The following is a 13,536-nucleotide window of genomic DNA, read 5'->3' on the forward strand; positions in this document are numbered from 1 at the left end:
TTTGTCAATCATTCAACTGCTAAACTCGTAATCTGTCCATGTTCTGCTGCCTGTGTCATATGCTGATGACAAGTGAAATAAAACAGCTGTGTTTCAAAACGAGTGAGTTCATTCATCAACTCCAGCACTCTTCCTAGACGAACATGATCAAAATGAACGAAGCTGTCATCCATCATAAACGGAAGCTGACACTCCTGCTGATGAGACAAGGCGAGTGCAAAACGAATGGCCAGATAGACTTGTTCACATGTTGCCTGTGAGAGCTCCTCTGGGCGGAAGATTCGTCCATCCTTCCTTTTCACTATCAGCCGGTCATCTTCGGGTGAAAATAAAATGGCTTCATATCGATCATTCGTTAACGGCTGAATAAAGCGGGAAGCTGTTTGCAGCAGTGCCGGCAGCCTTGTTTCTTTATGCTCATTCAATTTTTCTCGAATGACGGAGCGGACAAGCTGAATCGCCGCCCATTTTTTCGCAAGGTGCTGTGCATGCTCCTGCTCAGCTGCAAGCTGATGAGTCAAATCAGATACCGTACCTGAAGCTTCTATTTGCCGGATTTCCACTGCTCGTTCTGCCAGGCGTTTTTCCATATTCGCTATATTCAATTGTACGTCATTCAGGTGCTTCTTCGCTTTCGCACAATCCTCTTCAAGAAGACGCAATCCTTTGCGAACAATCGATTCTTCCTCATCAAAGCAGCCGCTTCTATGCAGCTCTTGATTCAGCTGCTGCAAATGGGAAAGCCGTTCCAGATATTCTTTCGATAGATGAGAAAGAATTTGGTAATCTTTTTTGGACTCTGCCTCTACTTGACGAAAAAGCGCGTCAGTTTGTTTTTCGTAATAGTCAATTTCCCCTTCTAGCGTCGTGAGCTGCTGCTTCACATGTTGAATCGATACATCCAATGTCTGACGTTCTTTTTCTCTTTTCGCCTCCTCTTTCAATATCTCTTGAAAGGCCGAGATATTCTCTTGAATGGTGCCTTCCTTTCGTTGAAGAAGACTGCTTAATGCTTCCACCCTGTGCTCATAGTTGGATTGCTGGCCGGCAAGCTCGTCTATTTCCCGGCTAAGCTCCTCATATCCCGCTGTATCCGTTTTTAATTGCTTCAGGATAAGGAAGGCTTCTACTAGGAAAGAAAGCTCTGAGGACAAGCCCAGCTGTCTTTTCTTTTCCTCTACTTGCTGCTGGACAGGTTCCAGCTCCTTCTCCCAGTCTTCATATTGCCGGATGATCCTTTCGTACAAAAGCTCCTTCTGCCTCACAAGCGTTTCAGCTGAAGCTGCCTGTACTTGGAAGGAATCGAATGTTCCCATGCCGCTTCCCTGTTTCACCTGTGTTGATTTCAAAAATGGGTAAATAGCAAAGAAGACAAAAACAGAAAATCCCGCAAATAAGAAAGTAACCCACCACTCTGTTAAAAAGAAGAGGACAAGCAGAAATGCAGCATCAAACATCACCATCACAGGAAATAACCACGCCCGGGAATGAACCTGTTTCTCTTTTGCTCTTGTCCCCCCAGTTTCCACTGTACTATGTGATTTGGCCTGCTGTTCCTTTAATCCTTTTAAAGCGGTTTCTGCTTCTTCAAGCTCATGTCTTGCATGATCAAACCGGTCATCCAGCTGTGCCTTTCTGTCCATTAAACGAACGTATTGGCTGACAGCCTCCTTTAATTCCCACTCAAATTCAAGGGAGTCGTCGATCTGTTCGAGCTTGACTGAACGCTGCCACTTCAGCTTCGCTGCGGCTTCGTCCATTTTTTGTTTCAATGAATCACGTTCTGCTTTACATTCTGCTAAGCGATTTTTGACAAGTTCAGCATAAGATGATTCATCAACGACACGCTTCATCTCCAGTAACGTATCCTTGTCATGAAGCGGTTGAACTTGTGCCAGCGAGGTTTGCAAATGATCTAATTTTTGCTTTAGTGCAGTCATTTGAGCCTTTTTCGGGTGAAGGTGTGATTCTAATTTATCCAATTCATGCTCTGTTTCTGCTCTAAAGCGTTTGACTCGTTCTGGATAACGGGCTAATTCTTTTTTTAACTCCATCTTCTTCTCTATCATGGGATAAAGTCGAATGTGTTCATTTAATTGCTGAATCTGTTCTTCTGTCTGCTTCATTTCCTTTTGAAGCGCTGCGATACTCTCTATTAATTCGGAATGCTCCCGTTTTTTTTCTGTATAACGGCCTTCTGCCAATCTAGCTTGTTTCAGCTGGCCAGTCAGCTCTTTTAAACGATCAAGCTGCTGGTTTAATTCCGGCTTGCGTCCATTTGGTTTAAACAGCTGCTCCTGCTGCTTAAGCAGCCTGCTATCCATCTTGGAGGCCGCATCTGAGCCAAATAAACTTGAGAAAAGGAGGAATTCACCGATTTGATCTTCGTTTAAGGCTTGGACATTTTGCAATCCAAACACATCAAATGAATAGATTGATTGGAATAATCTGCGATCCGTTCCCTTTAAAAGAGTCCGTATAAATGCTTCGTCTTTCACTTCACCATTCGGTAAAAACACCTGTGCTTGACCGCCTCGATCGGACGATCTCTCAATGTGAATGACACCTAACTCCTCATCTAAGCAAGTGAGGGACCCTCCATAAAAAGATCCTTGTTTCGGCTTGTACATCTTGTTTTTTGAAAAACCAAATAACATCGACTCAATAAACGCCTTCAATGTCGTTTTCCCCGATTCATTCAGGCCGTAAACTAGCTGAAAACCGTCATCAGAAAAGTGAAAGGTTCGATTTGAAAATTTCCCGAAATTCGCTATATGGAGTGAACGTATTTTCATCATACCTCTCCTTTTCTCATAATTGCTTCAGCTGTTCCGTCAGCAGCCTTTGTGCCTCTTCTTTTATATCCACTTCATCCTCTTTTGTGAGCGCTTTTCCTGACTTCCTGTAGGTTGGGTGACGCTTGATCGGTGAAAGGAGCTCTTCATATGACTCAAACTGTGCAATTTCTGCAGTTAGTTCCTTCAAAAAGGAATCTTCTGGATAGATCACATCCTCGTTTGTTCGGCAGTCAATTGACATCACCCAAACAAATACATCTTCATCTTCCTCCTGTTCATGAAAAACAGTCATCAGCTCCTCGAGGACCTCAAGCTGCGTACGCTCAAAGTAAGGAGGCACATCACCTGTCAATTCAATTCTCACAAAATGAGGAATGCCTTCCTCTTTCAGTTCATTGATTTTGCTTTCCACAAGTGTGACAAGATCCGTCATATGAGCCGTTTCTGTGATGTCTATTGCCAGTTTCTCAAAGATGATATCTGCACAGCTTATAAAATCCGCTGTCTGAGAACCTTCGGAGAGGTGAATCAAGTAACAGCCTTTTTCTCCCGTTTCTTTTATATGTCTGCCCTGCAGATTACCAGGGTAAATAATATATGGGTCTTCATGCAGAAAGGCTCTTTTATGTATATGTCCAAGCGCCCAATAATCGAAATCCCGCGCTATGAGCTGCTGAAGCTGAAATGGGGCATACGCATCATGTCCTTCTTGTCCGGCTAATGTGCCGTGAAGCATCGCAATGTGATAGGCAGCATCTGTTGTTTTGACATAATGAGATGTCATATTTTCATAGACAGCCCGCTCTTTGTAGCTAAACCCATAAATACTCGCGACAAGCTGATCCCCTCGATAATAGGAGTGCTCACTTGGTGTACTGCTCGTAAAGACATGTACATTCTCGGGCCACTCAATCGGTGTCCATTCACCGCCTAAATGATCATGATTCCCATAAATAATAAAGACTTCAATCCCCTGTGTTTGCAGTCTTACAAACTGGTTTCTTAAAAACAGCTGTGCTTTCAGGCTGCGATTGGATTCATCAAATAAATCTCCGCTTAGCAGCACAAAGTCTACTGCCCGCACAATGGCGAGATCAAACATGTTCTTAGCGCTTTGAAATGTACTTTCTTTGAGCCGCTTAAATATGGAACTAGGTATAGTCGACATTCCTGCAAATGGACTGTCTAAATGTAAATCTGCGGCATGAATAAATGTGAGCTTAGTCAAACGTCTATCTCCTTGTCCGATACTGTCATTGTCCATATTTTATCATGCCATTTTTACGAATGCACGTTCTATCACTCTCATTCTAAAAAACACATTTTTAAGGGCTAAAAAAGAGGTTTTGTCTTATTCCATGTTTAATTACATTAAAAACAGAGGAAAGGAAGATGAGGAATGGAGAAGACATACTTTTTAACCGTGTTTGACCGGTCGGGTGAGACTTTATTAAATGAAAAAATCACAGCGGATAGTGACGAGAAGGCAAAGGAATTAGGACGTCATCGCTTAATGGAACAGCAATACACAAAACATTCTCATCGACTCGTTGATCAAGCAGGCAATCTGCTTTTATTTGAACGTTAAAAAAGCCGGCATTCGCCGGCCTCATGTTCATTTATGCTTTTTGAAAGACAGGACGTCTTTTTTCTAAAAAGGCCTGTATACCTTCCTTGTGATCATGACTTTTTCTCAGCCTTGCCTGTGCTGCTCTCTCTTTTTGAAGAACTGCTAAGAGCTTTGATTCTGACTGCTGGAAATAGATCATCTTTGTTTCGATAAAGGCTTGAAGCGGCATGTTCATAAACGGCTTCACACACACTTTTTGATACGTATCGACCTCATCCTGAAACACCCCGTCTGCAAGGCGCAGCTTTAATGCTTCTTCAGTTGGCAGCTTTTGTCCGCTCCAAATCAATTGTTTGGCGGTTTGCTCACTCACTCTTTTTGTGAGGAAAAAATGCCCCCCGCCATCTGGAATTAATCCTACTCCATTAAAATTCATGGCGAGTTTTGCATCCTGATGCATAAACAAGTAGTCACAGCTTAGGGCAAAGCTAAAAGCGAGGCCTGCTGCTGACCCGTGGACAAGCGCAATCGTCACTTTTTTCATACCAGCTAGAGAAAGTGTAATTCCCTCGATCAAATCCATCACACGATGGAAATCTTCTTCACTTTCCTGCTTAAGCATCATCCCAATATCTCCGCCTGCTGAAAATCCTTTTCCCGCTCCCTTGATGACAACGACTTTTGCACTGCTTTCCTCCGCTGCATCACATGCTTCTTTGAATTCAGCAAACATGTCCACATGAAACGAATTATAAGCTTCAGGCCTATTGAAAACGATTTCAAAAACATCCCCGTCTAACTGACAATTGATATATGTCATCATCCATCCCCCTTTTCTTTTAAAAGCTCATCACTTACTTCCATTTCCATCAAGTAAAACCTTTTTCTCTAAAGAAAAAAAATTCAAGATCAATTGATACTAAAACAAGCATAATGATTGAAACAAGAAATATATTTTTATATAGTAAAAAAAGAAAGAAAATAAATTTGAAAGGAGGAGGATGATTGATCAGATGTTCCATCATGATATTGGTTAGCTTCATCGTCATGTTTTCTCCTTTTTCAAATGTCGTTTTTGCTTCACAGGCAGAAGCGGGCACACCCAGTCTGATTTCTCCATCCATCTATGATGAAGAAATCAATGCTGTGAAGACACCATCATTTTCAAAAAAACATGCCTCATCCATTCTGTTGAAGGACAGATTATCAATGGCAGATTCTAAAGCTTTTCTGTCAAAGCCTGCCCCATCAGCTGCATTATCCATTGATCTATGTTTTTTGGAAATGAAGTGTGCGATCCCCATTATGTATCAATCTAATTACCTCTACTGATTCATTTTATTTCATCCGTATTGACTATATGAAAAACACAACCTATCAAATTCGGAGGGATAAAATGAACATTAAAGAGAATGATCTTCCTGGGATCGGAAAGAAATTTGAAATTGAAACGAGAAATAGAGAAAAGATGACGATTGTGATTCATGATGATGGCAGACGGGAAATTTATCGTTTTGACGATGATGATCCAGATGAAGTACTGTCTACCATTTCTCTCGATGATGCTGAATCCCGGCAAATCGCTGCTATTATCGGCGGTATGGTCTATAAACCGCAAGCACTAGAAACCATTGAAATGGCCTTCAACGACTTGATCATTGAATGGTTTAAAGTGGAAAAAGGTGCAAAAGCGGTTGGACATACACTCGGTGATTTAGATGTGAGACAAAATTATGAAGTCACCGTGATTGCGATCATTAAACATACAAATGAAAAATTACTCAACCCTGGTGCCGATTCGATTATTCAAGCAAATGATACGATGGTCATTTCAGGCGAAAGAAAACACTTGAAGCGATTGGTACGTGATTTTCTTTCTAGAGGGGGAGAGTGATGAATGGATCATTTAGTCTTTGAAGTTGGGACGGCGCTTATTCTTATCGCTATCGCCAGCTTAATCGCCAATAAAATTAAATTTTCTATCATCCCTTTTCTCATTGTCCTCGGAATGATTGTTGGGCCGCATGCTCCAACAATCGGGATCATTGATTTGAAATTTATCGAAAGCACGGAGATTATTTCGTTTTTTGGCAGAATGGGCGTCCTGTTCCTTCTTTTCTATCTTGGACTTGAGTTCTCTGTCGGAAAGCTCATTAAATCGGGTAAATCCATTGCAGTCGGCGGGTCTATTTATATTTTGATCAACTTCAGCTTAGGACTGCTCTACGGTTTTATCACAGGGTTTGGATTCCTTGAGGTTCTCATTATGGCAGGGGTTATCACCATTTCATCCAGCGCCATTGTGGCCAAAGTCCTTGTCGATTTAAAAAGGACGGCGAATCCTGAAACAGAGTTAATTCTAGGGATTATTATGTTTGAGGATATTTTCCTTGCCGTTTATTTATCCGTCGTATCAGGTCTTGTCCTTGGAGATGCCACTACTGTTGGCGGTGCCTTATTATCAATTTTAATCGCTTTTGGTTATATGATGCTTTTCTTTATCATTGCGCGGAAGCTGCCAAAACTATTAAACAAGTTGTTTGATATCCGTTCGAACGAAGTGTTCATCATTGTGATTTTTGCGGCTTTGTTCTTTGTCGCTGGTTTCTCAGAAACGATTCATGTAGCGGAGGCTATTGGGGCTCTCTTACTTGGTCTTGTTTTCTCAGAAACAGAGCACTCTGACCGCATCGAGCATCTCGTGGTTCCGTTTAGAGATTTCTTTGGAGCAATGTTCTTTTTCAGCTTTGGTCTCAGTATCGATCCATTTACATTGGGTGATGCCTTCTGGCTTGCGATCGGCGCTGTGATTCTTACCTTAATTGGAAACTTCACTGCCGGAATGTTCGCTGGACGGAGAGCTGGATTTTCTCATAAAGCCTCTTCTAATATTGGATTAACCATTGTATCGAGAGGAGAGTTTTCAATCATTGTTGCCGAGCTTGGCATTGCGGGCGGACTTGCCGCTACTTTGAAGCCATTTGCTGCATTGTATGTCTTAATCCTTGCGATCTTAGGACCACTCGTAACGAAAGAATCTAAGAAAATCTATCAAATCCTAAACAAAATCTTCAAATGGAAACCTGAAAAACCAAAAGTAAAAAAAGAAACGACGATCTAATGAAAAAGGGCCCTATGCTTGGGCCCTTTTTCATGTCTTATTCAAATTGCTGAAATGCTGTTTCTTGTTTGACTGGCGCCTCCTCGACCCCGCGAATGGTTTGAATCACTTTTTGGTTGCGGTAAATCGATAGTTTTAAATTGGTCGCCGCTGTTCCGTGAGAATGATCAAGATTCGTGAATGTAAAGAAATGATGTGAGCGCTTGTCTTTGAACACAAGCCTGAAATTGTCTGTCACTTTAAAATGTTCATCACTTTCCCATTCAATCAAAGGTTCATATGCGCTAAACCATTCAGGAATATTCGGTGTGTACCCTGTAGCCAATACAGCATGATCTGCTGTTATGCTTTTTTCTTTCTTCAGCTGCCACTGTCTGAGGTGCAGCTCCAAAGGCTGATGCTCTCCTATTTGAATTGCTTCAAGCTCGGTCATTGGCTGAATGAGCACAGATGGCTCTTCACCTGAAACGGAGCGATGATACAATTCCTGATAAATGCGCGAAAGCGTCGATGCATCTATGCCATTTCTTAATCCTGTCAGCCTAGGCAATGTGTTCATACGTTCTTCATAAGGAAGAGAATGAAAATACTCGACATACTTTGGTGTAAAAAGCTCTTGGCCAAGCTCTGCCGTCTCCAGTTCTCTAAATTCACTAGAACGCGTAAACCATGAAAGCTGCTGTCCTTTCTTTTGATGCTGAAGCAGGTCTAAGAAAATTTCAGCTGCACTCTGCCCTGAGCCGATCACCGCCACCGACTCAGCTTCGTGAAGTGCTTTCTGCTGATCTAAATAACGGCTGCTATGAGTCACATATGGACGTGCTGCTTCAGGCACATCGACTGGAATCATTGGTTTGCTTCCTGTGCCTAACACGACATGCTTTGCACGATACTCAGAAAGCGATCCATCGTTCAGCCGTCTGACTTTCACAAGGTAGCCATCTTGGCAGTCTGTCACTTCTTCTACCTTCATTCCAAACTGACAGCTGTCTAATTCTCCTGCAACCCATGATAAATACTCATTGAATTCTCTCCGCGGGATATCAAACTGCTCAAATGTATAGAACCGGTGAAGTCTATTTGATTCATGTAAATAATTTAAAAATGTATACCTGCTCCTTGGATTCGCCATTGTGACAAGGTCTGCTAAAAAAGAAACTTGCAAATCCGTTCCTTTGATCAGCATACCGGGATGCCAAGCAAACTCAGACTCCTGTTCAAAAAAACAGCATGAGACATCCTGATACTCCTCTAACAAAGCTGCCAACCCTAAATTAGCGGGCCCAATCCCAATTCCGATCACATCTATCATATGTACACCTGCTTTAACTTTTTATCACTTATATACCCTTTTACAAATGAAAAAAACACTGCGTCATCGCAGTGTTTAAACGTGAGAAACAAATAATGATTCAAGGAATTGAATTTTCTCTTCTGTATAGTGTTCATAGCGGTCATTATACGATTTTGGATCTTTTGGATTGGCATACTGCGTAATTTTTCCTGACCGTGGATCAATGAATTTACTCGCTGCACCGCACCCAATGCCAATGATTGTCTGTACTTCTTCCATGATGATGATATTATACAAGCTTTCCTGTCCATCTAATGAATACCCGACATTTTCGAGATTTCCCAAAATATTTTTTTGTCTATATAAATAATACGGGTGATAATGATGTACTTTCGTCCAAGTGACCGCTTCATCCATCATACGTGTGATTTCTTCTCGGTCGGCTACTTGGTATTTCTCCTTATTGCGCGTCATTTCAGATGCTCTTTTAAAGGAGAGTGTATGCACGGTTAAAGATTCAGGTTTGAGTTCCTCAGTTTGCTGCAAGGAGTGCTGAAATTCTTTGAGCCCTTCTCCCGGCAATCCAATGATTAAGTCCATATTGATATTATTCATGCCGTACTGTCTTGATAAGTGATACTTTTCAATCGTTTCTTCGACACTATGATGCCGGCCAATAGCCTTCAGTGTTTCATTCTCATACGATTGCGGGTTGATGCTAATCCGGTCAATATTGTAGCGGTTTAGCACCTCTAGCTTATCAGGCGAAATCGTATCAGGACGCCCTGCTTCGACAGTCACTTCCCGTATATGCTTCACATCAGGGAACGAGCGGTACATTTCTTCATACAGCAAGTCCATTTCTTCCGCTGTGATGCTCGTTGGCGTGCCTCCGCCAAAGTAAACGGTCGTCACTTTGATCCCATGGTCTTTTAGCCATGCGCCCATTTTTTGCATTTCATAATGCAGACCAAACAAAAACGTTCCCACTCTGCCAGCTTGTCCTTTAATGGCGTAAGCAGGGAACGTGCAATAAGCACATTTTGTAGGGCAGAAAGGAATGCCAATATAAATACTCACTTCCTGCTGAAGGTCATACAGATCTGGAATGGCTTTAAGCTGACGGTCGACAATCTCCTGCATCAAATTGATTTTTTCATCATGAATCAAGTAATCATGCTTTAACGCCGCATGTGCATCTTCCTTTGACATGCCTTCTCTCAGCATCTTATGAAGCAATTTCGTTGGACGTATTCCTGTGAGAATCCCCCACTTTTGTGTCATTCCTGTGTGCTCCTGAAGCAAGTGTAAATAAACAGACAGCACTGTGTTTTTGATTTGCTTCCAGCGCTCCTTATCGTTCAAGCTCTCTGGGACATCCCGCGAAAAACGACTGGTGATGTCTGATCCATCGATATGACCAGATGCTTCCACCATGCCATTTTCTACTTCCCAACTAAATTCCATGACCAAACCATCATCCAATTCACTTGGATCAAACATCACTTCACTATCTTCTTCAAATAAATTGGCTATATTGACAAGCGGGCGATGAAATCGTTCATCTGACAGCCCTTTAATTAAAATTCGCATCATATCACCTTTATCTTCAAACTTGTTTCATTTTACAAAATTCATGTAGGAAAAGCAATGAAGGGAACAGACGAAGGCCCTGTCATTTCTTGATTGACAGGACCTTCACTGTATTATCGTTTAATATCGAATTGATGTAAAAATCCTTCTCTTTGCTGCATTCTAAAGTATTCCTTGATCATATAAGCCACGCCCTGTTCATCGTGCGAGCGCGTCACCCAATCGGCTTTACGCTTGACATCATTGGGGGCATTTCCCATAGCAACGCCTAAACCAGCCAATTCAAGCATTGGAATGTCATCTGTTCCATGACCAATGACGACCGTATCTTCTAAAGTAAAACCGAGGGCAGAGGTTAAAAGAGAAAGTCCCGCTTCTTTCGAAACCCCTTTGCATACTATATTCATTTTCTCATCACTGATCCTAATAAGGTCAACAGATGGGAATGCTTGTTGGATGGTCCTGTGAATCTCAGGCTGAAGCTCCGCGGACGAATATACTTCAATCACTGGTGTACTGACCGGTTCATCCATCAGCATATCACTTAACGATTCAACAAATTGAACGGGATAGAAAATTGGATCAGACGGATGAATGAACGTCTTGCCCATCAGCTGAGACTGCGTTTTTTTCCGGTTGCCGATCGAGAATTTTTCATGCAGCAAGCGGACATTACAATCGAAGCTTTCAAGAATTTGCACAAGATTAAATGTCTTTTCTTCCGTTAATCTCTTCACATGAAGCGGCTCATCGAGTTTATCGGCGATAAATGCACCACTATGCGTCACAAGGGTTGATGTTGGAATCTTCAACGCCTTGGCAATTTTTTGAGCGGAACGAAAATGCCGGTTGGTGACAATTGTCACATAAACCCCTTTTTTCTTTACATATTCCACAGCTTCTTTTGTAGCGGAATGGATTTTACCATTGGAACGCAGTAACGTCCCATCTATATTGAGTGCAAGTAGTTTTTTTGACACTGAGGCATCCCCCTTCTTGATGACTGTACTTACGATGAGGATATGCCCTAGCTTGGTGCTTTAGAACATGCAGTTGAAAGAGCCCCAAGTTATGAATGATTGATAAATAAAAAAAGCCTACCCCTAGGCTTTTTTTTATGTATGGTTTGGATGCGTTACAATGGAGTGATGAAGCTCCCCATGATCCCCTTATCATTTACACACCAAAGCATTGCTTATATCAGATCCCCTTATGATGCTTTGCGTTTCTCCCAGAAGCGCTTCTCTCTCGTTTGGCTCACCGCCATAAATCCCAAGTGAAACGCACCCAATTGTCCCTTGAGAGTGCCTTTTTGAAAGCACTTTCAATATAAGTATTATCGCAGAATTTATGAGCTTCGACAACCTTTTTTTAAAAGATATTCAGGAGAAAGATAAAACAAAAAAGGGCGAATAACATCGCCCTTTCAATTAGTTTTCTTCTGGATTCCCATAAAGTTCTTCAAGTGGCTTCATGATAATTTTATTTAATTCACCGATAAGAACACTCACACGTTGTTCTGCTTCCATCAACTGAGAGATTTTGTCGTGCTGCTGAACAAGAGCAACTGTTTTTTGAGCTTGCTCTACTTCTTCTTGTGTGATCTCTTGACCAGTCATTTGTTTTTGTTGGAGGTTTACTTGAATGTCACGGAAGTTCTCAAACATTCTTTTAGAGGACTCATCCGCGTTTACCTCATCATAAAGATTTCTTAAAGTTGAATATTCTTCGCTATGACGCAATGCTTTTTCAAGGTCATATGCAACATCATAAAGATTTACAGACATGTTATGTCTCCTTTCTATCCGTTATCACCGATATGATCGGCGGACACCACTCCACTATAACAAACTATGGCTTTCGTTTCACATATATACAATGAATTCATCAAAATTTCCTAGCTTGTCTTAGAATAGCGCCACAAAAACAGCCTGGATAGCACCAATCATCCCGCCTAAAAGACCGCCTAGAAATGTAATCATCTTCAGCTCCTTACTGGAGATGCTGACTACAAGCTCTTCCATTTTTTCAAGCGGGAAAAGTTCAATTTGTTCACGAATGATATCTTCAAATTGCAGCTTTGCAAGCAGACCCTCTAAAGCATTTGATGCCGCTCCGATCCCCTTATCAATCAACACTGGCGCAAAATGTGTTTTAAGGTCATCCGCTACAGCACTGACATATGCTCCAACTGGTTTGTCTAATATCAGCTTTGTAGAGAAATGAGAAAGTAATTGATTTTTCACACTAAAAATAAGTTCTTTCACATTCCATTTTTCATCAAGCTCATGAAGAGAAAACAGCTTCACCTTGTCCCATTCTTGAACAAGCAAATCTGATAAAAATCTTTTTGTTTCTGCGTTTCTTAAAAACTTGATGATTTCAGGATGTACACGATCAATTAAGCTTGAATTCCCTAGAAACATTTGGACCATACTGCCAAGCATTCCCCGTTCTTTTAAGAAATCATCAATCATATTGCCAAGTCTGGCTTTGCCTTCATCACTTTCAAAATAATGAATGCCTCTCTTTAAAATATAATCTGCTGCATCTGGAATTTTTGATGATATTTTGGTTTCCACTTCTACCGGGAGCAATTCAGATAAAGTTTGCTGGTTATATGTTTCAAGCAGTGAACTGAGCTTCTGATCAGACCACTGATGGAGCCATCTATCTGCTTTGACGTCAGCCTGTGGCACGCCGAATTTTTCTAGCAGGGAGAATACGGTTATCTCCATATTTGCGCCTTTGTCAATATATCGATGGACTGTACGCAGGATCTCCTGCTTTGCCTCCGATGATTCAAATCGCTTTTGAATACCTTCTGGCGTGAGCAAATGCTCCATAACCATGACACCAACCTGCTTGGCTACTTCGTCTCTTCTTTTTGGGATAAGCCCTGGTGTAAATGGAAGCTGTTTTCCGAATAAGTAATATGGCTTATAAGGCCGAAAAAGCATTTTAATTGCAAGATGGTTTGTCGCTGCTCCTATGACTGCGCCGATAACAATCATAAAGATAAACGTTGTGAATATATTCAAAGTCGTCATCTACCTTTCAAACAACACCCGATGTTTATTGTTTTGATCTATACGTATTATAGTTGTTGTCAAGTTCCCAAGCAAATGAAGCATGCAGCGAGACATATGATCAAGCGGTC

At 41.6% G+C, this 13,536-nt stretch carries 12 protein-coding genes; 4 read left to right on the plus strand and 8 right to left on the minus strand.

The window, feature by feature from the left end:
• Positions 1–8 precede the first annotated feature (8 nt).
• Together NSS92_RS09465 and NSS92_RS09470 are read right to left on the minus strand one after the other, a co-directional pair.
• Positions 9–2,795 (minus strand): ATP-binding protein, encoded by a 2,787-nt coding sequence (locus NSS92_RS09465; RefSeq protein WP_340867475.1) that lies wholly within the window; start codon positions 2,793–2,795, stop codon positions 9–11.
• A 16-nt stretch (positions 2,796–2,811) separates the two neighbouring features.
• A complete protein-coding gene (locus NSS92_RS09470) occupies positions 2,812–4,026 on the minus strand; it encodes a metallophosphoesterase family protein (protein WP_340867477.1) in 1,215 nt (404 codons plus the stop codon).
• A 171-nt stretch (positions 4,027–4,197) separates the two neighbouring features.
• On the opposite strand from NSS92_RS09470, the gene NSS92_RS09475 reads away from it, so the two are divergent.
• Positions 4,198–4,386: a YhzD family protein gene (locus NSS92_RS09475; RefSeq protein ID WP_340867479.1), complete on the plus strand. Its 189-nt coding sequence runs from the start codon at positions 4,198–4,200 to the stop codon at positions 4,384–4,386.
• A gap of 31 nt (positions 4,387–4,417) precedes the next feature.
• On the opposite strand, the gene NSS92_RS09480 is transcribed toward NSS92_RS09475, so the two are convergent.
• Positions 4,418–5,191 carry an enoyl-CoA hydratase gene (locus tag NSS92_RS09480; protein ID WP_340867481.1) on the minus strand — a complete coding sequence of 258 codons (774 nt, stop codon included), beginning with the start codon at positions 5,189–5,191 and terminating at the stop codon, positions 4,418–4,420.
• 182 nt (positions 5,192–5,373) lie between these two features.
• On the opposite strand from NSS92_RS09480, the gene NSS92_RS09485 reads away from it, so the two are divergent.
• The 3 genes from NSS92_RS09485 (at position 5,374) to NSS92_RS09495 (ending at position 7,489) form a co-directional block, all read left to right on the plus strand.
• Positions 5,374–5,700, plus strand: a complete 327-nt coding sequence (locus tag NSS92_RS09485) for a potassium:proton antiporter (protein ID WP_267585928.1) — start codon at positions 5,374–5,376, stop codon at positions 5,698–5,700.
• A gap of 64 nt (positions 5,701–5,764) precedes the next feature.
• On the plus strand, positions 5,765–6,262 hold the full coding sequence (locus NSS92_RS09490) for a cation:proton antiporter regulatory subunit (protein ID WP_024425442.1): 498 nt from the start codon (positions 5,765–5,767) through the stop codon (positions 6,260–6,262).
• Positions 6,263–6,265: 3 nt separating this feature from the next.
• A complete protein-coding gene (locus NSS92_RS09495) occupies positions 6,266–7,489 on the plus strand; it encodes a cation:proton antiporter (RefSeq protein WP_034282218.1) in 1,224 nt (407 codons plus the stop codon).
• 37 nt (positions 7,490–7,526) lie between these two features.
• Here NSS92_RS09495 and NSS92_RS09500 read toward each other — a convergent pair whose 3' ends face one another.
• The 5 genes from NSS92_RS09500 to NSS92_RS09520 all read right to left on the minus strand — a co-directional run bounded on the left by NSS92_RS09500 (position 7,527) and on the right by NSS92_RS09520 (position 13,417).
• A complete protein-coding gene (locus NSS92_RS09500; protein WP_340867486.1) occupies positions 7,527–8,801 on the minus strand; it encodes a lysine N(6)-hydroxylase/L-ornithine N(5)-oxygenase family protein in 1,275 nt (424 codons plus the stop codon).
• A 75-nt stretch (positions 8,802–8,876) separates the two neighbouring features.
• Positions 8,877–10,376 carry a coproporphyrinogen III oxidase gene (locus NSS92_RS09505; RefSeq protein WP_340869975.1) on the minus strand — a complete coding sequence of 500 codons (1,500 nt, stop codon included), beginning with the start codon at positions 10,374–10,376 and terminating at the stop codon, positions 8,877–8,879.
• 113 nt (positions 10,377–10,489) lie between these two features.
• Positions 10,490–11,356 (minus strand): Cof-type HAD-IIB family hydrolase, encoded by an 867-nt coding sequence (locus NSS92_RS09510; protein ID WP_340867488.1) that lies wholly within the window; start codon positions 11,354–11,356, stop codon positions 10,490–10,492.
• Positions 11,357–11,806: 450 nt separating this feature from the next.
• On the minus strand, positions 11,807–12,163 hold the full coding sequence (locus NSS92_RS09515) for a YlbF family regulator (RefSeq protein WP_024425750.1): 357 nt from the start codon (positions 12,161–12,163) through the stop codon (positions 11,807–11,809).
• Between the two features lie 120 nt (positions 12,164–12,283).
• Positions 12,284–13,417, minus strand: coding sequence for a DUF445 domain-containing protein (locus tag NSS92_RS09520; protein ID WP_340867491.1), 1,134 nt, complete (start codon positions 13,415–13,417; stop codon positions 12,284–12,286).
• Positions 13,418–13,536 lie beyond the last annotated feature (119 nt).

The sequence above is a fragment of the Bacillus sp. FSL M8-0166 genome, from assembly GCF_038008825.1.
Taxonomy (GTDB): domain Bacteria; phylum Bacillota; class Bacilli; order Bacillales; family Bacillaceae; genus Bacillus; species Bacillus safensis.